Source organism: Streptomyces sp. NPDC005303 (assembly GCF_040607335.1).
Taxonomy (GTDB): Bacteria; Actinomycetota; Actinomycetes; order Streptomycetales; family Streptomycetaceae; genus Streptomyces.
In genome coordinates this window covers 108,736-131,882 of record NZ_JBEXGM010000017.1, presented here as the reverse complement: position 1 = coordinate 131,882, position 23,147 = coordinate 108,736, and the positions used below count along the sequence as shown (strand labels likewise).

Annotated in this window: 20 protein-coding genes; 5 read left to right on the top strand and 15 right to left on the bottom strand. The window is 69.1% G+C overall.

From position 1 onward, the window contains the following. Positions 1-150: 150 nt before the first annotated feature. On the top strand, positions 151-1,581 hold the full coding sequence (rox, locus tag ABZT93_RS23780) for a rifampin monooxygenase (RefSeq protein ID WP_356107705.1): 1,431 nt from the start codon (positions 151-153) through the stop codon (positions 1,579-1,581). 219 nt (positions 1,582-1,800) lie between these two features. Here the strand turns inward: rox and ABZT93_RS23775 are convergent, their stop codons facing one another. After that, on the bottom strand, positions 1,801-2,145 hold the full coding sequence (locus ABZT93_RS23775; protein WP_356107702.1) for a winged helix-turn-helix domain-containing protein: 345 nt from the start codon (positions 2,143-2,145) through the stop codon (positions 1,801-1,803). Between the two features lie 127 nt (positions 2,146-2,272). On the opposite strand from ABZT93_RS23775, the gene ABZT93_RS23770 reads away from it, so the two are divergent. Next, on the top strand, positions 2,273-3,019 hold the full coding sequence (locus ABZT93_RS23770) for an ANTAR domain-containing protein (protein WP_356107699.1): 747 nt from the start codon (positions 2,273-2,275) through the stop codon (positions 3,017-3,019). A gap of 156 nt (positions 3,020-3,175) precedes the next feature. Here the strand turns inward: ABZT93_RS23770 and meaB are convergent, their stop codons facing one another. The 3 genes from meaB to ABZT93_RS23755 are packed head-to-tail and all read right to left on the bottom strand — an operon-like array spanning position 3,176 to position 8,159. Next, on the bottom strand, positions 3,176-4,162 hold the full coding sequence (gene meaB, locus ABZT93_RS23765) for a methylmalonyl Co-A mutase-associated GTPase MeaB (RefSeq protein ID WP_356107696.1): 987 nt from the start codon (positions 4,160-4,162) through the stop codon (positions 3,176-3,178). After that, positions 4,159-6,351 carry a methylmalonyl-CoA mutase gene (gene scpA, locus ABZT93_RS23760; RefSeq protein WP_356107694.1) on the bottom strand — a complete coding sequence of 731 codons (2,193 nt, stop codon included), beginning with the start codon at positions 6,349-6,351 and terminating at the stop codon, positions 4,159-4,161. Before scpA ends, meaB begins: the two co-directional genes overlap by 4 nt. Next, a complete protein-coding gene (locus ABZT93_RS23755) occupies positions 6,351-8,159 on the bottom strand; it encodes a methylmalonyl-CoA mutase family protein (RefSeq protein WP_356107691.1) in 1,809 nt (602 codons plus the stop codon). Before ABZT93_RS23755 ends, scpA begins: the two co-directional genes overlap by 1 nt. A 104-nt stretch (positions 8,160-8,263) precedes the next feature. On the opposite strand from ABZT93_RS23755, the gene ABZT93_RS23750 reads away from it, so the two are divergent. Continuing rightward, a complete protein-coding gene (locus ABZT93_RS23750; protein ID WP_356107688.1) occupies positions 8,264-8,617 on the top strand; it encodes a DUF1801 domain-containing protein in 354 nt (117 codons plus the stop codon). On the opposite strand, the gene ABZT93_RS23745 is transcribed toward ABZT93_RS23750, so the two are convergent. From ABZT93_RS23745 to ABZT93_RS23700, 10 genes are all read right to left on the bottom strand, one after another. Next, on the bottom strand, positions 8,611-9,978 hold the full coding sequence (locus tag ABZT93_RS23745; protein WP_356107685.1) for a glutamate decarboxylase: 1,368 nt from the start codon (positions 9,976-9,978) through the stop codon (positions 8,611-8,613). The two genes, ABZT93_RS23750 and ABZT93_RS23745, sit on opposite strands and share 7 nt — an antisense overlap. Before the next feature lie 337 nt (positions 9,979-10,315). Next, a complete protein-coding gene (locus tag ABZT93_RS23740; RefSeq protein ID WP_356107682.1) occupies positions 10,316-11,479 on the bottom strand; it encodes a M20 family metallopeptidase in 1,164 nt (387 codons plus the stop codon). Between the two features lie 136 nt (positions 11,480-11,615). Next, positions 11,616-12,476 (bottom strand): alpha/beta hydrolase, encoded by an 861-nt coding sequence (locus ABZT93_RS23735; RefSeq protein WP_356107679.1) that lies wholly within the window; start codon positions 12,474-12,476, stop codon positions 11,616-11,618. Continuing rightward, positions 12,473-13,258, bottom strand: a complete 786-nt coding sequence (locus tag ABZT93_RS23730; RefSeq protein ID WP_356107676.1) for an alpha/beta hydrolase — start codon at positions 13,256-13,258, stop codon at positions 12,473-12,475. Before ABZT93_RS23730 ends, ABZT93_RS23735 begins: the two co-directional genes overlap by 4 nt. 2 nt (positions 13,259-13,260) lie before the next feature. Beyond that, entirely contained in the window at positions 13,261-14,856 is a 1,596-nt protein-coding gene (locus ABZT93_RS23725) for an AMP-binding protein (protein ID WP_356107674.1), read from the bottom strand. A 16-nt stretch (positions 14,857-14,872) separates the two neighbouring features. After that, positions 14,873-15,565: an iron-containing redox enzyme family protein gene (locus ABZT93_RS23720; RefSeq protein WP_356107671.1), complete on the bottom strand. Its 693-nt coding sequence runs from the start codon at positions 15,563-15,565 to the stop codon at positions 14,873-14,875. 1 nt (position 15,566) lies between these two features. Next, positions 15,567-16,256, bottom strand: coding sequence for a hypothetical protein (locus ABZT93_RS23715; RefSeq protein WP_356107669.1), 690 nt, complete (start codon positions 16,254-16,256; stop codon positions 15,567-15,569). Further along, positions 16,253-16,828, bottom strand: coding sequence for a peroxidase-related enzyme (locus tag ABZT93_RS23710; protein ID WP_356107666.1), 576 nt, complete (start codon positions 16,826-16,828; stop codon positions 16,253-16,255). Before ABZT93_RS23710 ends, ABZT93_RS23715 begins: the two co-directional genes overlap by 4 nt. A gap of 13 nt (positions 16,829-16,841) precedes the next feature. Further along, positions 16,842-18,440, bottom strand: coding sequence for an NAD(P)/FAD-dependent oxidoreductase (locus ABZT93_RS23705; protein WP_356107663.1), 1,599 nt, complete (start codon positions 18,438-18,440; stop codon positions 16,842-16,844). A 20-nt stretch (positions 18,441-18,460) separates the two neighbouring features. After that, entirely contained in the window at positions 18,461-19,240 is a 780-nt protein-coding gene (locus tag ABZT93_RS23700) for a GNAT family N-acetyltransferase (RefSeq protein ID WP_356107659.1), read from the bottom strand. Between the two features lie 753 nt (positions 19,241-19,993). Here ABZT93_RS23700 and ABZT93_RS23695 point away from each other — a divergent pair. Together ABZT93_RS23695 and ABZT93_RS23690 are read left to right on the top strand one after the other, a co-directional pair. Beyond that, on the top strand, positions 19,994-20,557 hold the full coding sequence (locus tag ABZT93_RS23695) for a nitroreductase (RefSeq protein WP_356107804.1): 564 nt from the start codon (positions 19,994-19,996) through the stop codon (positions 20,555-20,557). 60 nt (positions 20,558-20,617) lie between these two features. Beyond that, positions 20,618-21,919, top strand: a complete 1,302-nt coding sequence (locus tag ABZT93_RS23690) for a cation:proton antiporter (RefSeq protein ID WP_356107656.1) — start codon at positions 20,618-20,620, stop codon at positions 21,917-21,919. A 20-nt stretch (positions 21,920-21,939) separates the two neighbouring features. Here ABZT93_RS23690 and ABZT93_RS23685 read toward each other — a convergent pair whose 3' ends face one another. Further along, on the bottom strand, positions 21,940-22,857 hold the full coding sequence (locus ABZT93_RS23685; RefSeq protein ID WP_356107653.1) for a DMT family transporter: 918 nt from the start codon (positions 22,855-22,857) through the stop codon (positions 21,940-21,942). Between the last annotated feature and the right edge of the window lie 290 nt (positions 22,858-23,147).

Sequence of the window (23,147 nt, the reverse complement as noted above, 5' to 3'; positions counted from 1 at the left end):
CCGCTTCCGCGTGGGCATATGAGGAAAGGCAAGGAGGTCACCACCTCCCTGCCCTCTTCAACGTATAGCCCACGGGGGGTCTTGCGGCAAGGCCCCGGTGGTGCCGCACAATCCCCGTCCGAGGCCAGAACCTGCGGAAACGGGGATTCAGTGTTCGACGTGATCATCGCCGGTGGCGGCCCGACCGGTCTGATGCTGGCCGCCGAGTTGCGGCTGCACGGTGTACGGGTGGTCGTACTGGAGAAGGCGGCGCAGCCGACCGAGATCGTCCGCTCGCTCGGCCTGCACGCGCGCAGCATCGAGGTGCTGGACCAGCGCGGAATGCTGGAGCGGTTCCTCGCGCACGGAAGGCAGTTCACTGCAGGCGGCTACTTCGCCGGCATCGACAAGCCCTGGCCGGCCGCTCTGGACAGCGCGCACGCCTACGTCCTCGCCATCCCGCAGACCGTCACCGACCGCCTGCTGGCCGAGCGTGCGGTCGAGCTCGGCACCGAGATCCGGCGCGGCTGCGAGCTGGTCGGGCTGAGCCAGGATGCCGACGGGGCCGGGGTGAGCGTCGAACTCGCCGACGGTACGCGGCTGCGCGGGCGCTTTCTCGTCGGCTGCGACGGCGGCCGCAGCACCGTGCGCAAGCTGCTCGGGGTCGGCTTCCCCGGCGCACCCGCCAAGGCCGAGACGCTGCTCGGCACGATGGAGGTGGGCGTGGAGCCGGAGACGGTCACCGCCGTGGTGACCGAGATCCGCCGGACCCAGAGGCTGTTCGGCCTGGGACCCGTCGGGGACGGGCTGTACCGGGTCGTCGTGCCCGCCGAAGGGGTGAGCGGTGACCGCTCGGTCGCGCCGACGCTCGACGAGTTCAAGCGACGGCTCCGGGCGGTCGCCGGCACCGACTTCGGCGTCCACTCACCGCGCTGGCTCTCCCGCTTCGGCGACGCCACCCGCCAGGCCGAGCGCTACCGCGTCGGCCGGGTGCTGCTCGCCGGTGACGCGGCCCACGTCCACCCGCCGGTGAGCGGACAGGGCCTCAACCTCGGTCTCCAGGACGCGTTCAACCTGGGCTGGAAACTGGCCGCGGAAGTGGCCGGATGGGCGCCGGAAGACCTGCTGGACAGCTACCACGCCGAACGGCACCCGGTAGCCGCCGACGTCCTGAACAACACCCGCGCGCAGATGGAGCTGCTGTCCACGGAGCCCGGGCCGCGGGCGGTGCGTCGGCTGCTGTCCGAGCTGATGGACTTCGACGAGGTGAACCGGTACCTGATCGAGAAGATCACCGCGATCGGCGTCCGCTACGACCTCGGCGAGGGCCATGAGCTGCTCGGCCGGCGCCTGCGGGACCTCGAGGTGCGGGGCGGCCGCCTCTATGAGCTGATGCACGCCGGACGCGGACTGCTCCTCGACCGAACCGGCCGCCTCTCGGTGACGGGCTGGACAGACCGGGTCGACCACGTCGTCGACACCGGTGACGCACTGGACGCCCCCGCGGTACTGCTGCGGCCCGATGGCCATGTGGCCTGGGCCGGCGAGGACCAGCGGGAACTGCTGGACCGACTGCCCAGGTGGTTCGGCGCGGCCGCCTGAGCGTGTCCCCGTAGGGGCGGCCGTCCGAGGCGGGCGCAGGCAGACGTCGCAGTCGTAGGTGACCGCGCTCGGGTTGCCGTCCGCGTCCGGCATCGGCGCCGACCTCGGCACCGACATCGGCCTGGCCCACGGCCCGGATGGTGGAGTGGGGGGCAGGAGCAGGGGCGTGACGCGGCGCGGTGCAGCGCGGGCCGGGGCGGGTTCCGTTCGGCGTCAGTGTCAGGCCGGGGTGTGCCGCCGGCTGTCGGGGAGCGGGCTGCGGTCTGCCTCGTCCTGGACGAGCAGGGACAACAGCGACGCCACGGTCAGGCCGGCCTCGGCGGGATGGCGCAGGACCTTGCCCGGGTCGATGCGGTAGGTGTTGGTGCGCCCCTCTCGCACGTGCGAGAGGTATCCGTCCTGCTCCAGGTCGGAAATGATCTTCTGTACGGCGCGTTCGGTGAGCCGGCAGTGCGCGGCGATGTCGCGGATCCGGGTGCTGGGGTTGTCCGCGATCGCGGCCAGCACCCGCGCATGGTTCGTGACGAACGTCCATCCGGTGTGAGACTCGGGCACTCCATCCATGGCAGCAGTCTAGCGACCAAGCATTCACGCATCCAAAAACCTGAACTTCATTTCGTGTATTGGTTGACGTATGTTGGCGGTGAAGGGAATCTGGGGAGAGGCAGCCGAGCACATGAGGGAGAGGGCCATGCCGGAATCTGCGCACTCGGCGCAGCCCCTCACCACGCTGGACGCGCGCCCGCCGTGTCTGGCCACGATCGAGGCTGTGGTGGCCGGGGGACGGGCGGTCGTCACCTGTCGCGGTGAGTTCGACGTCGGAGCCCAGGAGCTCCAGGCGGATCTGTACGCGGTCCTCGACCGCTCGGCCACCGGGGTGGACCTGGACCTGGAAGAGGTCCGGTTCTGCGACTGCGCCGGCCTCAACGTTCTGCTGAGCCTGCGCCGGGAGGCCCTCGACCAGGGCAAGACGGTTACGATCCGGGCCTGCAGTCCGACCGTCGCCCGCCTGCTCGACCTGACCGGGGCCCGGGAGTTGTTCGTGACCGAGGACTTTGGAAACCCCGCCGCTTCGAAGCCCCCGGCCGTCGAGCCCATCCCCGTTGTGGAGGAACTGCCCGAGCCCGTGGACGTCGACCGGGAGCTGCGTCTGGAGGTCGACCAGCTGCGCCGGGCGATGCGGACCCGGCCGGCCATCGACGTGGCCCGCGGGATCGTCATGGCCTCGTTCGGGCTGAGCGCGGAGGACGCCTGGACGGTGCTCGTCACCGCCTCCCAGAACACCAACACCAAACTGCACCACCTCGCCGAGGACCTGATGGGCGCCGTCCACGGCACGCCGGTGCCGGAGCAGCAGCGACAGCAGATCGCGGCGGCGGTCGCCAAGGTGCGGGAGGCGGGGCCGATCAGCAGGCCCCCGTCGTCACCGGCCGCGTGAACTGCGGCGGCGGCAGTCTCCACCGCCTGCGCGAGCTCCGGGGGCCTTGCCGCAGCTCGGCGACCCCACGGCCAGAACCGGCTGCGGGGTCCGGGTACCGCTGAAGGCCCGGGGCTTCCTCGACCGTCGCCCGTCTCGACGCGTCCCCGCGGCCGGTCAGTCGCTCGCAGTGCCGCCGAACGCCCCGAGGATCCGCTCGGCGGCCAGCGTGGCCGTCAACCGGCCGTCCCTGACCTGCTGTTCGAGCTCCGGTGCGAGGGACTGGACGGCCGGGCTGGCGTGCAGCCGGCCGAGCAGCTCGTCCCGGACCATCGCCCACGCCCAGCCCACTTGCTGGTCCCGGCGCTTGGCGGTGAGCCTCCCGGTGGAGTCGAGAAGCGTCCGGTGTTGTTCCAGGCGCTCCCAGACCGCATCCAGTCCGGTCCCCTCGCGGGCGCTGCAACTGAGCACCGGGGGAGTCCAGAAGGCGTCCTTGCCGTGCATGAGCCGCAGGGCGCCCGCCAGTTCCCGTGCCGCCGCGCGGGCGTCGCGCTCGTGCGGGCCGTCCGCCTTGTTGACCGCGATCACGTCGGCGAGCTCCAGAACACCCTTCTTGATGCCCTGGAGCTGGTCACCGGTGCGGGCCAGGCTCAGCAGCAGGAAGGAGTCGACCATGTCGGCGACCGCGGTCTCCGACTGCCCGACCCCGACGGTCTCGACCAGGATCACGTCGTAGCCGGCGGCCTCCATCACGACCATCGACTCCCGGGTCGCCTTCGCCACCCCGCCGAGCGTGCCCGCGCTGGGGGAGGGCCGTACGAAGGCGGCCGGATCGACGGCCAGGCGCTCCATGCGGGTCTTGTCGCCGAGGATCGAGCCCCCGGTACGAGTGGAGGACGGGTCCACGGCGAGCACCGCCACCCGATGCCCGAGCGAGGTGAGCATCGTGCCGAACGCGTCGATGAACGTCGACTTCCCCACACCCGGCACACCACTGACCCCGATCCGCCGCGCCCGGCCGCTGTGCGGGAGCAGCTCGGTGAGCAACTCCTGGGCGAGCGACCGGTGTCGGGGGTGGGTGGACTCGACCAGGGTGATGGCGCGGGCGACGATCGCCCGCTTCCCGTCGAGGACGCCCTTCACATACGTGTCGAGATCGATCACTGCCCGTGCCCGAGGTCGGCCGACAGACGCTCCACCAGGTCGTGGGCCGCGTCCGGGATCACCGTCCCCGGCGGGAACACGGCGGCCGCGCCCATCTCCAGGAGGGTCGGCACGTCCTGCGGGGGGATCACCCCGCCCACCACGATCATGATGTCCTCCCGGCCCTCCTCGGCCAGCGCCTCCTTCAGCGCCGGTACGAGGGTGAGGTGACCGGCCGCCAGCGACGAGACGCCGACGATGTGCACGTCGGCCTCGACGGCCTGGCGGGCCACCTCGCCCGGGGTCTGGAACAGCGGGCCGACGTCGACGTCGAAGCCGAGGTCGGCGAAGGCGGTGGCGATGACCTTCTGGCCCCGGTCGTGGCCGTCCTGGCCCATCTTGGCGACCAGGATGCGCGGTCGGCGGCCCTCGGCCTCCTCGAAGGTGTCCACCAGCGCACGGGTGCGGTCCACGTTCTCCGACTCCCCTGCCTCGTTGCGGTACACGCCGGAGATCGTACGGATCTGGCTGGCGTGACGGCCGTACACCTTCTCCAGGGCGTCGGAGATCTCCCCGACGGTGGCCTTGGCGCGGGCCGCGTGCACAGCCAGCTCCAGCAGGTTGCCCTCGCCGTCGGCGGCCCGGGTCAGCGCGTCCAGGGCGTCCCGGCACGCGGTCTCGTCCCGCTCCGCGCGCAGCCGCCGCAGCTTCTCGATCTGCTGGGTCCGCACGGAGGAGTTGTCGACCTTGAGGACCTCGATCGCCTCGTCGGTCTCGACGCGGTACTTGTTGACGCCGATGACGGGCTGGCGGCCGGAGTCGATGCGGGCCTGGGTGCGGGCCGCGGCCTCCTCGATGCGCAGCTTGGGGATGCCGGCGTCGATCGCCTTGGCCATGCCGCCCGCCGCCTCCACCTCCTGGATGTGCTGCCAGGCCTTGCGCGCGAGGTCGTACGTCAGCCGCTCCACGTACGCGCTGCCGCCCCATGGGTCGATGACCCGGGTGGTGCCCGACTCCTGCTGGATCAGCAGCTGGGTGTTGCGGGCGATGCGCGCCGAGAAGTCGGTGGGCAAAGCCAGTGCCTCGTCGAGGGCGTTGGTGTGCAGCGACTGCGTGTGGCCCTGCGTGGCCGCCATCGCCTCGACACACGTGCGCGTGACGTTGTTGAACACGTCCTGCGCGGTCAGCGACCAGCCCGAGGTCTGCGAATGGGTGCGCAGGGACAGCGACTTGGGGTTCTGCGGATCGAACTGCCGGACCAGCTTGGCCCACAGCAGGCGTGCCGCCCGCAGCTTGGCGATCTCCATGAAGAAGTTCATGCCGATCGCCCAGAAGAAGGACAGCCGGGGCGCGAACGCGTCGACGTCCAGGCCGACTTCGCGTCCCGCGCGGATGTACTCGACACCGTCCGCCAGGGTGTACGCCAGCTCCAGGTCGGCCGTCGCGCCCGCCTCCTGGATGTGGTAGCCCGAGATGGAGATCGAGTTGTAGCGGGGCATCCGCTGCGAGGTGAACGCGAAGATGTCGGAGATGATCCGCATCGACGGCTTCGGCGGATAGATGTAGGTGTTGCGGACCATGAACTCCTTGAGGATGTCGTTCTGGATGGTCCCGGCCAACTTCTCGGGCGGTACGCCCTGTTCCTCCGCCGCCACGATGTACAGCGCCAGCACCGGCAGCACGGCGCCGTTCATCGTCATCGACACGGACATCTTGTCCAGCGGGATCCCGTCGAACAGCTGCCGCATGTCGTAGATCGAGTCGATCGCCACGCCCGCCATGCCGACGTCACCGGTCACCCGCGGGTGGTCGCTGTCGTAGCCGCGGTGCGTGGGCAGGTCGAAGGCGACCGACAGACCCTTCTGGCCGGCCGCGAGGTTGCGCCGGTAGAAGGCGTTGGACTCCTCGGCGGTGGAGAAGCCGGCGTACTGGCGGATCGTCCAGGGCTGGTTGACGTACATCGTCGGGTACGGGCCGCGCAGGTACGGGGCCACCCCCGGGTACGTCTCCAGGAAGTCCAGGCCCTCCAGGTCGGCGCCGGTGTAGAGCGGCTTGACCGCGATGCCCTCCGGTGTCTCCCACACCGGATCGGCCTCCTGCGTGGCGTTCTTCACCGCCGTACGCCATTCGTCGGCGCCGCCTTCGGATGTGGGGGTCCCCAGGTCGATGCCGGTGAAGTCGGGGACGGAAGGGCCGGCGGGGGCGGTCATCAGGACACTCCCATGCGGTCGAGGGTGGCGGTGAGCACGGCGACGGCGTCGCAGCCCGCGAAGACGTAGGAGTCCACGCCGGAGTACTGCCCGGGCCGCCCGGCGAGGAACACATGCCGCGCGCCTGCCGCCTTCAGGGCCCGTACGACGTCGTCCGCCCGCTCCTCGTACAGCGCGTCGCTGGAGCACAGGCAGGCCTCGGTGGCGCCGCTCTCCTCGAAGGTGCCCTCCGTGACCGGCTCGATGCCGCCGGCCTGGAAGAGGTTGGCGGCGAAGGTCAGGCGCGCGGTGTGGGCCGCGGCGGGGCCGAGCGTCGCCAGGAAGACGCGAGGCCGGGACCCGGTCGCCGCGAGGTGGGCGTCGGAGCGGGCACGCAGCTCCTCGTACGCCTCGTCCCGCCGCACACGGGGCAGGCCGCCGGTCCGGGGCTCGGGTGCCGGGGTGCGCTCCACGGGCTTCTCGCCGAGGTGCGGGAACTCGCTGACGCCGGTGACGGGTTCGCGCCGGGTGGCGAGCTTCTTGGAACGCTGCGCCCACGTCGTCGCCAGATCGGTGCGGATCCGGCCGGAGCGCAGGACGGCCGCCTGGCCGCCGTCGCGTTCGATCGTCCGGAAGAACCGCCAGGCGGCCTCGGCGAGTTCGTCGGTCAGCCGCTCCACGTACCAGGAACCGCCCGCCGGGTCGATCACCCGGGACAGATGCGACTCCTCGACCAGGATCGTCGAGGTGTTGCGCGCGACGCGGCGCGCGAACGCGTCCGGCAGGCCGAGCGCGTGGTCGAAGGGCAGCACGGTGACGGCCTCCGCGCCGCCCACTCCGGCGGCCAGGGTGGCGATCGTCGCGCGCAGCATGTTCACCCACGGGTCGCGGCGGGTCATCATCACCGGCGACACCACGGCGTGCTGTGCCTGCGCACCGGCACCGGGCGCCCCGCACACCTCGGCGACCCGCGCCCACAGCCGGCGGGCGGCGCGCAGCTTGGCGATCGTGAGGAACTGGTCGGCCGTCGCCGCATACCGGAACTCCAGCTGCGCGCAGGCCTGTTCGACACTCAGACCGGCCTCGGTCAGCCCCCGCAGATAGGCGACACCGGTGGCGATCGAGGCGCCCAGCTCCTGCGCGGCCGAACCGCCGGCCTCGTGGTACGGCAGCGCGTCCACGGTCAGCGCCCGCAGCCCCGGGTACTCCTCGGCGCACGTGCGCGCGAGCGGGACGACCGGCGCGAAGTCCAACGCCTCGCCCGTACGGGCCTCGTGGCCCAGCGGGTCGGCGCCGAGGTTGCCGCGCGCGGCCTTGCGGTCGATGCCGCGCTCGTCGTAGATCCGCAGCAACTTCTGTGCGGCCGGGACGACTTGGCTGCCCGCGTCGAGGACGACCGGCGCGAGGTCGAGGTAGACGCCGTCGAGGACCTGGCCGAGCGAGGCGACCGGGATGCCGCCCTCGCCCGCGACGAGCCACAGCGAGGTGACGCCGTTCTCCAGGTCCGTGAGCACCGCGCTGTTGTCGGCGACCGCGTGCCGCTGCCGTACGTCCCAGCCGCCGGTGGTGTTCCCCTCGGCACGGGCGCCGCGCACAAAGGGCGCGAAGCCGGGGAATCCGGGGTCGGGTGCGGCATCGTGCGCGGTGTACAGGGGGCGGGTGCGCAGCCCGTCCTCCAACGCGGTGGACAGGGCGTCCTCCGCTGCCGCGCCGGAGACTTCCTTGCCCGACTTGCGCAGGACACCCGCCACCAGGCTGTGCCACTGATCAAGGTTCGCGTCAGGGAACTCGGCGGCCAGCGAGAGCCCGTCGTCAGGCAGGACCGTCATGCTCGGATGCTAGGCCAGATCGCCGAACGAGCAGCAGAGGGCACGGCTGTGACCTTGCCCGCAACGACACTGTGACGCCCGTCTCCCCTGTACAAATGGGGCGTATGGACGCCGAAGCGCAGACCTACATCGATGGCATCGACCCCGAGCACCGCCCGCTCTTCGACCGGATCCACCGGCTGATCCTGCGGGCGTACCCCGAGGCGGCCGTCGTGCTCTCCTACGGAATGCCCACGTACCGGGTCGGGGGCCGCCGGCTGCACGTGGGCGTGTGGCGGCACGGGGTCTCGGTCTACGGCTGGGACACGGACGCCGGCGCGGACCTGCTCTCCCGGCACCCGGAGCTGCTCAGCGGGAAGGGGACGATCAGGCTGCGGTCGAAGGAAGCGGCGGACGTGACCGACGACGAGCTGAGCGGTCTCGTCCGCGCCTCACTGGGACCCGGGACCGCTCACTGAAGCCGGTCGGTGTGCAGGCGCCTGGTGACCTCGGTCAGGTCGGCGACGAACATGCCGGCGAGTTCGGCGGTGAAGCCGGTGCGTACGACCAGGCGCAGCACGGAGACGTCCTGCCAGGGCGCCGGGAAGGTGTACGCCGGCAGGTGCCAGCCGCGGGCGCGCATGGCCTGGGAGACGTCGAACACGGTGAGGCCCTCGGTGCCGGGAGCGAGGCGGAAGGCGAACGCGGGGAGGTCGGAGCCGTCCGTGACCAGCTCGTAGGGTCCGATGGCCCGGATCCGCGCGGCGAGCGCACGGGCCGTCGTACGGTTGCGGGCCGCCAGGTTCCGCAGCCCCTCGAAGCCGTACCGCAGGAAGCTGTAGTACTGCGCGACGACGTGCGCGCCGGGACGGGAGAAGTTCAGGGTGAAGCTGGGGGAGCTGCCGCCGAGGTAGTCCACCTCGAAGACCAGGTCGTCGGGGAGGGCCTCGGCGTCGCGCCACAGGGCCCAGCCGAGGCCGGGGAAGACATGCCCGTACTTGTGGCCCGAGGTGTTGATGGAGGCGACCCGTTCGAGCTGGAAGTCCCACATCAGACCCGGGTCGAGGAACGGGGCCACCATGGCGCCCGAGGCGCCGTCGACGTGCACGGGGATGTCGGTGCCGGTGGCCGCCTGGTAGCCGTCCAGGGCCAGGCAGATGTCCGCCACGGGTTCGTAGGAGCCGTCGAAGGTGGAGCCGAGGACGGCCACGACACCGATGGTGTTGTCGTCGCAGCAGGCGGTGAGCGTGTCGGGCGTGAGGTGGTGGCGGCCCGGCTCCATCGGGACGTGACGTGGCTCCACCTCGAAGTAGTTGGCGAACTTCTTCCAGCACACCTGGACGTTCGAGCCCATCACCAGGTTCGGGCGCGCGGTGTCCTTGCCCTGGGCGCGTCGGCGGGCCTGCCAGCGCCGCTTGAGCGCGAGCCCGCCGAGCATCGCCGCCTCGCTGGAACCCGTGGTGGAGCAGCCGCGGACCTGCTCCGGGCGGGGCGCGTGCCAGAGCCGGGCGAGCATCCGCACACAGCGTTCCTCCATCGCCGTGATCTGCGGGTACTCCGCGCGGTCCGCGAGGTTCTTCTCCGCGGTCTCCGCCATCAACTCCCGCGCCTGCGGCTCCATCCACGTGGTCACGAAGGTGGCGAGGTTGAGCCGGGCGTTGCCGTCGAGCATCAGCTCGTCACGCACCCGGCGGCAGACCGCGTCCGGCTCCGACATCGACGCGGGCAGCTCGTCGACCGGAAGCAGGAGGGGGTCGGCGGGCGGGTGGCCGGGGCCGGTCGAGGAGGTCAGGGTGTCGAACTCGATGGCGGGCATGACGTCGGTGTTCGGGATGGGCATGAGTGACTCGATGCCTTTCTGGCTCGTACGGCCCCGTGCATTCCGACGCTAGATCCCCGCAGGGACCGGCATGTGTGCCGATTACACCGATCCAGCGACGCATTTGCGCACTGATGAACCGGATTTTCCCTTGTACATACTGACGCCCCGGCAAACCGTCCGACGCCGGTCGATCCAGCGGCCCTGTTTCTCCAGTCCGGGCAGGTGCGCGGCGATCGATTGCAGCACGCGGTACTGGAGGTTGCCCGACGGCACTGGTCCGAAGCCGCACCAGCGTGTTCACCAGCTGGGGCCTATGGATGCGTTGTCACTGCAAGCGGGTACGCCGCTCCGAGCGTCACCCGGCTGACGAGACGGCTGCCGCCAGTCGACTGATGGCGAGTTCCGCGAGCAGTGCGGCCCCGTCGGCGAGCACGGAATCGTCGAACACGGCCTCTGGGGAATGGTTGTAGGGCGCTGTGTCGGGGTCACGGTCCGGAGGACAGGCACCGAGTAGGAGGTATGCGGAGGGTATCCGCTCGGCAACGTAGGAGAAGTCCTCGGAGCTGGAGACGGGTCGGGGCAGCTGCACGAAGCGGTCTTCGCCCAGTAGTCCGCGGGCCACCGAGGCCGCGAAGTCGGTCTCCGCGGGGTCGTTCACCGTGGGGGGATAGCCCTCCTCCCACCGGACGTCGGCCGTCAGACCATGGGCCTCGGCCACACCCGTGATGGTGCGGAGCGCCTCCTCGCGCAGCTTTCCGCGAGCCTTCGGCGTGAAACAACGGGCGGTCGCCTCGTAACTGGCCGTGGCCGGGATGACGTTGGCCACCTCACCGGCGTGGATGCTGCCGACCGTCACGATCACCGGGTCGAAGACGTCGAACCGCCTGGTGACCATGGACTGCAGGGCAAGGACGGTTTCGCACACCACCGGTACGGGATCCAGGGCGCTGTGCGGGACGGAGCCGTGTCCACCCCGGCCGTGCACCGTCACCTTGATCGTGTCGGCGGACGCCATCAAGGTCCCGGGACGGCTGGCAACCACCCCGGACGGCAGTGCGGCCGAGGCCACGTGCATCGCGTAGGCCGCCACGGGCTGTGCACCGGCGACCTCGAGCACCCCCTCTTCCATCATCAGCCGTGCACCGGCGCCCTCCTCCTCGCCGGGCTGGAACATCAGCACCACCGAGCCGTGCACCTCGTCCCGCCTGCGGAGCAGCTCATGTGCGGCTCCCACCAGCATCGCGGTGTGCAGGTCATGTCCGCAGGCGTGCATGCGCGCACAGCCGGCGGACCCGGGCGGCGTTCCCGGCTCCGCCATGGGCAGGGCATCCATGTCGGCACGGAGCAGCACCGTGGGTCCCGGGCGCGTGCCCTCCATGACAGCGGTCACCGAGGTGAGCCGGCGACCGGTGGTGATCCGCAGTCCCAGCCCCGACAGGGCCTTGAGGACCAGTTCCTGTGTGCGTGGCAGGTGCAGTCCGGTCTCGGGCACCTGGTGCAGCGCGTGCCGCAGCAGCATCAGCCGGCGTTGCGCAGCCGCCGTCTCCGCGGATACGGCGCGGGAGTGCTGCGTCGCGGCAGACTGACCGGACTGCCTCCGACCCGGCGGTTTCGGCCCTGCGGTCGGTGTCCGGGCCGTCTCGGCCACCGCCCTCTCAGCCATCGGCCTTCGCCAGGAATCCGCTGATGGCCTCGGTGATCTCCTTCGGCTTCTCCTCCTGGGGAAAGTCGCCGCAGTCCGGCAACTCGACCAGGGACGCGTCGGAGAGCAGGGATGCGAAGCGTCGCCCGGTGGACACGGGGACCAGTCGGTCCTCGGCGCCGAAGATCAGCAGCGTGGGAATCGCAAGGCCGCTGATCGGCCCGGCCAGCGCGTCGAAGCGCTCCCCGTAACTCAGCCGCAGTTCCAGACCCACTCGGGCCATCTGGGCACCCTGGCGCCGTAGTTGCCGGAAATAGCGGTCCAACACTCCGGGCTCCGGACGATAGCCCGGGCCGTGAGCCGCCAGCCACCGCCGCTCGAACATCCCCTTCGGGAACAGCCGGGCGATCCAGGCGCCCAGCCACCGGTGGGCGAGCAGCCGGTACAGCGTCAGGTTCGCCTCGGACTCACCGAGAGCCCCTGCCGCCATGAGGACCAGACGGTCCACCCGCTCGGGACGCAGAGCGGCGAACCAGGCGGCGAGTGATCCCCCCATCTGACTGCCGACGAGGATGGCACTGCCGATGCCCAGTTCCTCGAGGAGTTCCTCCACGAGCCGGATCCAGTGAGCGGCGTCCCATCGGCCGTCCCCGGGCGGAGGCGTGTCGCCGCTGCCCGGCAGGTCCACCAGGATCACCCGGTAGCCACCGGTGAACGCGGGATAGACATTGCGCCAGGTGAACGCCGAGGTCAGAAAGCCGTGCAGGAAGACCAGCGCCGGCCCGTCCGGCCGGCCCTTCTCATAGACGCGGACCTGCCCAGCCGCCAGGTCGACCAGCCGCCCGGCGCGCGTTTCCTCAGATGGCGGGGTCACCGCTCCGCCCCGAAGAACTCGATGACAATCTTGTTGAACGGCAGCGGCGCCTCGACCGGGGGCACGTGTGCGGCGGGCAGCAGTTCCAGCGACGCGTTGGGGATCGCCGCCGCGAGCGCCTCGGTCACGGACGGCGGGAAGAGCATGTCCTCCATCCCTCCGATCACCAACGTGGGGCTGCGTACCTCGCCGAGCGCGGCCAGGAGGTCGTGCTCGCGTGCCTGGCCGTAGATGCTGCGCAGGGCCGCGGTCGTGTACTGATCGAACATCGCCCGCCGCAGGTGCGTCTCCATCCGGGTCATGCGTTCCCAGCCGGCGGCCGAGAACAGGAAGCTCTTGAGTACCTCCCAGAAGTTCGGCAGGTCGTCGCGGTCGAGGAAACCGTTGAGCATGTTGAGGAAGATGCCCGTGGAATTGCCCGGCCTGGCGAAGGTCGCGACCAGACCGAGACGGCGGACCCGGTCGGGATGGCGCAGGGCGAAGTGCTGGGCGACTAGACCGCCGTGGGAGAGCCCGAGCACGGAGGCCCGGGGGATGCCCAGCGCTTCCAGCAGCCGGTCCAGATCGTCGGCGTGCTCCGCGTTGGAGGGGAATCCGTGCTGGGACGGAGAATCGCCGAAGCCGCGCATGTCGTAGGTGATGACGGAGAAGTGCTGCGAGAGTTCGGGGAGCTGCCGTATCCAGGTGCCGGCCAGTGTCGACACCAGGACGAGCGGCGGGCCCTCCCCCTGGATGCGGTAGCTGATGCTGCCGTTCCCGAGATCGACGGTTTGTCGCGTCATGGTCATCCCCTCACGCTGAGCCACTGTGCGCCGGCGCCGTAGATCTCCTCGATCTTGTGTCGACGGGGCTTGGAGGTTTCGGTCAGACAGCCGTCCTCCACGGAGGGCATGGCAGCCACGACCGAGAAGTAGTGCAGGCGCTCCCAGGGGTGTAGGCGTTCGTTCACCGCCTTGAGCAGGGTCCGGCATTCGTCCTCGCTCCTGCCCCCCTCCGGGGAGGCCGGATCGAAGAACAGCAGGACGCCCAGGTGGGATGCATCGGTCTTCATCACGGCGCACAGCCCGGCACCGGTGGCGGCCGCGGCGGACTCCTCCAGGGAGCGCAGGAAGACCTTCTCGCCGTTGGGCAGGGCCACGAAGTCCCGTATGCGTCCGTACACGGTCACGTAGCCGTCCGCGTCGGCGGCGCCGACGTCGCCGGTCGGCCACCAGGTGTCCGGGTCCCGTACCACGGGGACGATGCGGTGCCCCAGCACCTCGCCGTAGAGGAAGGGCGTGGGGGTGCGGACCAGGATCTCGCCGGTGGCCGGGTCCGTCGTCACTTTCCCCCAGGGGATGGGGCGGCCGACGGTGCCCGGCCGGGTGGCCCCGGGGATGTTGAGGCCGATCATTCCGAGCTCGGTGGTGCCGTAGACCTCGTAGACCGGCAGCCCACCGGCGTGCATTTCTGCGAGCAGCGCCGGATCGGTGGGCGCGCTGCCCACGAAGACCGCCTTCAAAGCCGTCCCGAACACCGACGCGTAGGCCTTCGCCATGCCGCCGTCAGCGCCGTCCAGCCCCTGTCGCCGCGCGATGTCCTGTGCTCGCCTGTGCAGGTGCTGCAGCGAGCGCGGTACGGCCACGTGGAGGGTGGGGGACAGGTCGGCGCTGTCCGTCGTGATGTGGATCGGATCGCTGAGGACGAAGTCCATCCCCTGGCCGAGGCCCCAGTACAACATCATGCGCTGCGGCAGGTGGGACAGCGGCAGGTAGAGCAGCAACCGGTCCTGGCCGCCGAAATCGTACAGTTCGGCGAACCGGTCCATGGTGTAGAGCAGCGGGGCGGAGTGGACCGCGAAGAGTTTCGGTTCGGAGAGGGTGCCGCTGGTCGAAACGATGGTGAACGGGCCGTTTCCTCGGTCCGCCGGCTCGAAGACGTCCGGTGCGGCAGCGGCTTCGCCGATCAGGTCGGCCACCGACGGCGCCGCGTCGGCGCCGTCTCCCAGGATCACCACGTCCATTCCCGCGGCGTGGAAGGCGGCGACGCAGTCCGTCTGGTCGGTGAGGACCGTACGACAGTCGGCTTCACGGGCTGTAGCCACGGCCCGGTCCTTCGGGGCGCTCGGGTACAGCGCCACCGAGACAGCCCCGGTCAGCAGGACCGCGAGATCGGCCAGGACCCACTCGTAGGACGTCGCGCCGTGAATCGCGACCCGGGACCCGGTGGTGACGCCCCGCCGCCGCAGGGCGGCGGCGAGCAGCAGGGCGTCACGGTGGCACTCCGGATAGGACACGGACGTCCGGGCCCCGCCGCGCCGGCACACCAGAGAACTCGACGTCATGCTCGGCATGGCGGCGACGAGCGCGGTGAGCGAACAGGAGTCGTTGATCATGTCCATGTCACCAGTTTCCATGTCATCCGATCCGCGGGGCCGCGGTGGCCAGGTCCGAGCCGCCTCGCTCCAACGCGTCGGTGAACAGCTGTGCGTACGCGCGAAGGGTGTACTTCCAGGCGGCGACCATCACCGTGTACGCCTCCGAGGACTCCGCGCAGCGCTCGAATCCCTTGCGGACCGTCTCGATGTGCTCCTGGTCCTCGGCCGAGTGGACCTTGAGGAAGGACAAAGCGTCCTTGGCGAAGTCGTACTGCTGCATCGCCTCGGCCACCTTGGGGGCGAGAGAGGCCCCGAGCCCTTCGGTGGCGGCGGCGAAGCCGATGATCCCCGCGGGACTGGCCGCGCGGGCCAGGTAGTGGTTCTGTCCCACCATCGTCCAGGTGCCGAGGCCGGGGACGGCGCCGAGGTACCCGTCGGGGTCGATGCCCAGCTTCTTCAGGTCGCGCACGCAGAGCCTGTTGTGGTGGCGCTCGTCGCGCGCCAGGTCCAGGAACCAGTCCTGCAGCCATTCGCTGTCGCTGTGCGAGGCGGCGGCCGACAGGAAGTAGGGGGTCTGGGTCACCAGGTGGTAGGTCTCGCGCAGGTAGGCCGCGTAGACCGACTCGGTGAGCGTCCCCTTCAGGATGCACTCGATGAAGGGGTGCTTGTCGATGTACTCCGCCAGCACCGGCGCGGTCTCGGCTTCCGCCCGCTCGAACGCAGTCGTGGTCATCTCATGCCTCCAGAAGGCCCAGCTTGGACATCGTCTCGTCGAACCGCGCGCGGGTGCGGGGGATGTAGTCGGCCTCGACGAAACCCTGGCCGATCGCCCACGAGATGGTCTGCGACAGCTCGCCGCCGAGGTAGTTCTCGAGGTGCTCCGAGTACCACTTGCAGTACTCGATGCCGCGGCGCCGGGTGTCCTCGTTCTCGTCGAGCAGGCGCTTGGCCACCGTCAGGCCGAAGCCCATGTGACGGCGCTCCTCGCGCTCGATGCGGGCGAACGCCGGGAAGTACTCGGGCTTGTTCCGGCCGAGCTGGTGCAGTTCCTCCATGGCGAGCACGCCCTCGGCGTAGAGGTTCAGCCCGATGAGGACCTCGATCTCGTCGTCGCTCTCGAACAGCCTGCGGAACCGCTGGTCGATGTCGTCGATGCGGTACTTGCCGTGGTCGAACTCGTCCCAGACCAGTCCCAGCCGCTCGACACCCTCCTTGAACAGGCGGGCGTGCACTACCTCGTCGGACGCGTGGTGGAGGAGGTACGACTTCTCACGCAGGTCCTCCCGTCGCGGGATCCAGCGCGCGCACAGGTCGATGATCTCCAGCTCGGAGTAGTAGAAGTTCAGGTACACGGTCAGCACGAGGTCCAAGGCGTTCTGGCCGTGCTTCTCGATGATCTCGTCCTTGAGGGTGGGGGTGCTCATGACGACGCCTCCTTCGCTCCGGATGCCGTCGGGGCGGAAAAGATCTCCTCGACGTCGATGGACAGGGCCTTGAGGAACCTGCTGGTGAGGTTGTACGTGCCGATCGCGAGCACGATGTTGACGATCTCCGCCTCGCTGAACGCTTCACGCAGCCGCTTGCGCAGTTCGTCGGTGGTGCCGTCCGGATCCTGTGTCAGTCGATCGGCGAGTTCGAGGATCAGCGCTTCCTTGGGGTCGAACACCTGGGCCTGGACCACGGAGTTGCCGACGGCACTGATCTCGTGCTCGTCCATGCCGGCCCGGCGCGCCGAGGCGCTCATGTGGGCCACGCAGTACGTGCACTCCTGGGCCTTCGCGGTGCCGAGCGCCGCCAGGGCACGCAACCGTGGGCCGATGGTGGGTGAGGCGTAGACCTGCGCCCAGAAGGGGACGAAGGCCTGGAGCAGGTCCGGGCAGTGTGCCATCGCCCGGAGGATGTTCGGCACGAACCCGTATTCCTCATGGACCGCGGCGAAGGTGGCGCGCACCTCGGGAGCGACGTCCTCGTCCTGCTGAAGGTCGACGAATGCCATCGGATGCCGCCTCTCAGTCTTCCGCCGGTCCCTGGGGCGCGAACAGCCCGAGGGCGATGGCCTCGTGCAACAGTGCCCGGGCCCGGTCCGCGGATTCGAGCTCCTTCTCCACCAGCAGGCCGATGAGGTCGTCGGCCGATCGGCTGCCGTCGGCCAGGTCCCGCAGCGCCGACAGCGCCGGGGTGAGCTGCATGCTGGTGCCGGAGGGGTGGCGCAGGATCTGAGACGGCCTCAGATGTCCGCCGTCCACCGCGAGTTCCTCCCCGACCTCGATCCCCTCGGACGGTACGACGGGCTGCTGCCAGTCCACGTTGACGCCGACGGACTTGCCGTCGAAGATCCCCTCGATGGTGCTGCGCAGGTCCGCGGGGACGTCCAGCCGTTCCAGGTACCTGCTGTACCAGGAGCGGTGCTGGAAGGCACCGGCGATAAGGGAGATGAAAGCTTTCTCCGGTTCAATTCCTGGCACGTCGAACTGACTGCGCGCGTGCCAGAAATAGGACTCCTTCGACCCGCCGTGACCGCCGTAGAGGAAGTAGACCTGGGCGCGGAGCCGCTCGAACTCCTTGCGGTAGGCACCCTCGTAGAAGTCCAGCACCGTGTCACGGCCGATCTCGGGCTTGTCCAGGATGGTGTTCACCGCGGTCGCGGCCAGGTATCCGCTGAGCATCGCCAGGTGCACCCCGGTCGAGAACAGCGGGTCGATGAAGCAGGCCGCGTCGCCGACGGCGATGTAGCCGTCCCCACTGAACCGGTCGTAGATGTACGACCAGTCGCGCTGGGCGTGCATCGTGTCCACCTGTTCGGCGTCCTTCAGCCGCTCGGCCAGCTCGGGTGTCCGCTCCAGGCAACTCCGGTAGTAGTTGTCCAGGCCGGATTCCTTGTTCTTGAGGTACGACTGGCGGTCGACGACGACGCCGACGCTGGTGATGTCGTCGCGCAGCGGGATGAACCACCACCAGCCCTCGTCGAAGGTGGGCAGGAAGGTGTTGCCGGCGTCCAGCCCGGCCGGGCGCTTTGCCCCGCGCCAGTAGGTCCACATCGCCATGTTCTTGAGGTACGGGTCCCACTCCTGCTGGTGCAGGCGCTTGGTGACCAGGCCGCCCTGCCCCGAGGAGTCCACGAGCCAGCGGGCGCTCACGGATCCGGGGTTGCCGGCGGCGTCCGTGTAGTCGACCTGTACGGTGCCGTCGTCGCCGATCGTGAAGTCCGTGACGCGGTGCTCCTCACGGGCGTCGACGCCGTGCTCGCGGGCGTTCTCCAGCAGCATCTGGTCGAAGGGGCCCCGTTCGACCTGGTAGCCGTAGTCGTACGGCATGGCCAGCGCGTCCTTGAAGTACACCGTCCAGGGCTCGCGCCGTTCTCCCCAGACCCACTCGACGCCGTACTTCTTGATGAACCCGGAATCCTCCAGCTTCTCCAGGACACCGATCTTCTTGAGCAGGTCGGCGGTGCCCGAAAGCAGTGATTCGCCGATGTGATAGCGCGGGAACTTCGCCGACTCGAACAGAATGACGCGCTTTCCGTACTGGGCCAGCAGGGTGCTCGTCATGGAGCCCCCAGGCCCTCCGCCGATGACTACGACGTCGTACTCGGATGCGGAGTCCGTCATTTTTCTCCCGTCCCGGTGCTTCAGTTGTATACGTCGACCGTGCTGTCGTACTCCATGAGGTAGCGGTAGAACGAGGAACTGGTTCTGAACGGCCGAGAGAAAAGCTCGGCAACACGCAGGAGCAGAGCGATGCTCCGTCCGGAACCTTCGAGTTCCGTGTCGACGAACTCCTTTCCGGTTTCCTCGAAGCCGAGCGCGACCAGCGGGTCGATGGGCGTTGTCGCGGTCTCGGTGAAGAGGTCGGCCACGATGTGCGTGGCATTGTGGACGACGCACCAGTGAATACAGCCCTTCACCAGAGCGGCGAGCAACCCGTACGGCATCAGGTCGTACCGCCGGTTGCGGTACTCGGGGAGGATCATCAGCCGCTGGCACTCGATGAGCCGCCGGCCGGGGCCGCGCAGATCGTCGATGGAGACGAACTGCTCGATGGGCAGTCCGTCGGTTCCGTCCTCCACCAGTCGCATCGTGCCGACCACCGCGCCCTCGGCACGGACGAGCAGGTACGTGGACTGTGCGTCGTAGCGATCCTTGTGCCGCGGACCGTCCGCCGGGGGCAGCCAACCGCACTCCTTCCCGTACACCGCCTCCCACAACGCGTCCACGGCTTCGAAATCCGCTTCGGTCGAGGCGATGTGCAGGAAGAAGGGCTGATCGGCGTCCTTGGGCTCCTCTCGGAATTCCCAGCCTGCGAGACGCTTTCCTGCGGTTTTCCCGGGCGTCGGCCGATCGCCGGAAATGATCAGATCCTGGGATTCAGACCCACTCTTCATAGGCACCACACTTATGTCGTCCGACATTGCGAAAGCAGCCTCAGCGTGTAGCGGGCAAGCCGAATGCCCACGCTTGAAGAATTCGATGAGGCTGACGTACTCGTGCGATGTGCGGGATAACGAGCTCAGCGCAGAAGGCAAGCGAACAGATGGCGCTTGCGGCGTTTTGAAGCTAGTGGCACGGCTCGACGCAGAGCAATAAGGCCTTCCAGGGGCTGCGCCAAGATCCGGCCGCCCTCGGACGGCGATCCGGCGTCACAACTCACTACACACGCCCCACTGGTTGCCTTCCTGGCTGCTCGGACGCTCTGCGTGATCGTTCCGCACATTGGCCAGTTATTGAACCTCGAACATTTTGATGGGGCGTCAGGTTGTGAATGGCCTGTGTGATGACTCGGGGGGCGTTCCCTTGATGTGATGCGGCTTTCGGCCGGCCACTTTCGAGTCAGTGGCGAACGGCGAGCACGACAGTTCATCAGGGGCTGACTGTGGGCCGTGACGGCGGGATCCGGCCAACAGTGCGCCGAGCCATTGGCGGCTTATCGCAATTCTGCAATTCTCGACCCTCGGGTCCACCGTCGATGCCCTCTCGGCGCCTATTTGGTTCGCGCGCTCCACGGGCTCAGGTCGACCCTCCGTTTGCCGTGACGCGGATACTGCAGCGCCCCCGACGACGTGGGCATCTTCCGCTGAACACACCTGTTCGCGGCTTTGATCCTCTTGCTCGTGCCCTCCCCGTCGTTGCCCTGGACGTTGACAACGGAGCGTGTCGTGGACGTGATGACAGCCATCCTCACCCGCCGCAGTGAACACTTCCTCGCCGATCCGGCCCCGTCGGACGAAGAGCTCACCTACCTTCTGCGCGGTGCGGCGACCGCTCCGGACCACGGAACGCTCAGGCCGTGGCGGTGGATACTGCTGCGTGGCGAGGACCGCGTCGTGCTCGGGGGCTGCCTGGCGGACGAGCATCCGGGGCCGGCCTCGGACCGGATGGCGGCCCACATGCTGAGTGCGCCGCTCCTCGCTGTTCTCGTCTTCGCGCCGCAGCCGAACGGCAAGGTGCCGAAATGGGAGCAGCTCGCCGCCACCAGCTCCATGACGCACTCGCTCATGCTCCTGCTGCACGCGCGGGGCTACGGAAGCATCTGGCGTACCGGGCTCCTCGCCGAAAGCGCGGCAGCCCGTTCCCTCCTGCGGATCGACCCGGCGGAACGGCTTCTCGGCGGCCTCTGGATAGGTACACCGGATCCGGCCGGCAAGCGCCCCCGGCGGCCGCTGGAAGACGTGGCCCATCGGATATCGGTGTTCAGGGCGAGGGAGCAGACCTCTGCGGGACACGTGTAACGCGCCGCACACCCAGCCGAGTCGGCCGTGGGCGCCAAGGGCCGGGAAGCAGAGGAACGCATGACAGAACTCCAAGCGGCGATCCTCCTCGCCGATCTCGCGTTGATCCTCGTGGTGGCCCGGTTGGCCGGCCGACTGGCCCGCGCCCTGGGACAACCACCCGTCCTGGGGGAGATCGTCGGGGGAATCCTGGCCGGTCCCACTCTCGGCAACGGCGCCGTGGCCGAGACACTGTTCCCGTCCGATGTCCGCCCCTATCTGGGCGCCCTCGCGAACATCGGGCTCGTGCTGTTCATGTTCATCGTGGGTCTGGAGTTCGACTTCTCCCGGCTGCGCGGAAGCGGGCGGGCCGTCGGTGTCACCGCGCTGAGCGCCACCGTGGTGCCGTTCGGACTCGGCTGCCTCCTCGCCCTCCACCTCGCCGACGCCCATCAGGCGACGAGCCGTCTGAGCTTCGTCCTGTTCCTCGGCGTGGCCGTGTCGGTGACCGCGTTCCCCGTGCTCGCACGCATCCTGGACGACCGCGGTATGACCCGGACCAGACTCGGAGCGCTTGCACTGTCCGCGGCAGCGGTGTGCGACCTGGCTGTCTGGACCATGCTCTCCTTCGTCCAGGCGCTCGTCGACAAGGACGGCCTGGATCACTGGCGGGTGATCCTGGTCATCCCGTTCGCACTGTTCCTGTACGTCGGTATCAGGCCGCTGCTCAGGAGAATCCTGGTCCGGAAGGGGGGCGGCCACTCCCTGACCGGAAACAGCCGAGTGGTGCTGATCAGCGGTCTGCTCGCGTCATCGGCACTGACCCAGTGGCTGGGGCTGCACTTCGTGTTCGGCGCGTTCCTCTTCGGGCTCGTCGTACCGCGTGTCGAGAACAGCGGCTACCGGCAGGAGGTGATGCAGGACACCAAGTTCGCCACCAACCTGCTGCTCCCGGTCTACTTCATCGTCGCGGGGCTCAATGTGGACCTGTCCGAGGTGGGGCTCCAGGGACTGGGCGAGCTGGGCCTGATCATGCTGGTCGCCGTCACCGGAAAGTTCGGGGGCGCCTGGCTCGCGGCCAGATCCCAGAGAATGCCTCCACGCGACTCCGCGGTTCTCGCCACTTTGATGAACACCCGCGGCCTCACCGAACTCGTCGCCCTGAGCGTCGGATTGCAGGCCGGCATTCTCGACCACCGCCTCTACTCGCTGATGACCGTCATGGCAGTGGTCACCACCGCTGCCACGGGTCCCCTCCTGGCGTGGCTGGCTCCCCGGCGTGAAAGCGCGACGACGTTCGGGACACCGGACGGCCTGAGCCAGGGAGTTCCCTCCCGTTCCCCGGCGGTGCCGGTGCCCGGCGACGACAGGTCCCCGCCGTAGGCCGGGAGTCCGAACGACGGTCACTGGCGCGGGGTCGGCTCCGGCTCGGGGCTGGCCGGCACGGGCTTGTGCTGTGTCCGCCCACCAGGGGCACGGGTGAGGACCACGCCGGCGACCACCAGGCAGGCGCCGACCGCCGTGTTCCAGGAGAGGGGTTCGGACAGCAGCAGCGTCCCGAACAAGGTCGACCAGATGGGAATCACGTAGGTGACGGTGGAGGCGATGGTCGGCCCCGCGACCCGGATGACCCTGAGATTGAGGATGTACGCGATGCCGGTGCCGAATGCCCCCAGCACGGCCAGGGCACCGAGGGCCTTCGGGCCCACAACCTCCGGAGCACCGTTGAGAAGGGGGGCGAGCAGCGCGAGTTCGGCCGTGGCACAGATGAGTTGCACCGTCGACAGCGCCACGGCGGAGCCTTCACGGTCGGAGAAGAACCGGCGCGTGTACGCGAAGCCGGCGCCCAGACAGACGGTCGAGGCGATACAGGCCAGGCTGCCCACGAGGGATGCGCCGCCGAGTCCCTGCCACACCCCGAGCACGACCAGCACTCCGCAGAAGCCGACCGACAGTCCGGACAGCCGCCGGGCCGTCAGCTGCTCCTGCGGGACGAGCGGCAGCACGAACAGCAACGTGGAGAGAGGGGTGACCGCGTTGAAGACGCCGGCCAGCACGGAACTGACATGGGTCTCCCCGAAGGCGAGGAAGGAGAAGGGCAGGGCGTTGAGCAGTGTGGCCACCACCAGGGCATGGCCCCAGGTCGAGCGGGAGCCCGGAAGCCCGTCCCGTCGGACCAGACAGATCGCGCCCAGCGCGAGAACGCCGAAAAAACAGCGGCCGAAGGCGACCCACACCGGAGCCAGTCCTGCGTCCAGCGTGACCTTGATCAAGGCGAAACTGGAACCCCAGACGACCGACAGGGCCAGAAAGCTTGGCATCCACCGGGCAGCCCCCCCGTGTAGCGACTGACCGACTGTTCCCGTTCTCACAACATCCCGTCCTCAAGTCGTCATGAATCGCATTGCCGCCTTCGCCGCCAGATTCTGCAAGAACAGGACGCGTGCGTCCAACAAGTAATCAAAAACCCGCCATGAACATCACTCATGACCATAATGAGATCTCGTCAACTCCGCACCTGATCGACGTTGTCCGTCGATCAGTCAAATGCTAATGTTGCCGACGCCAATCGAATTCGCGAGACAGGGATATCAGCCGGGTTCGCCGGTGC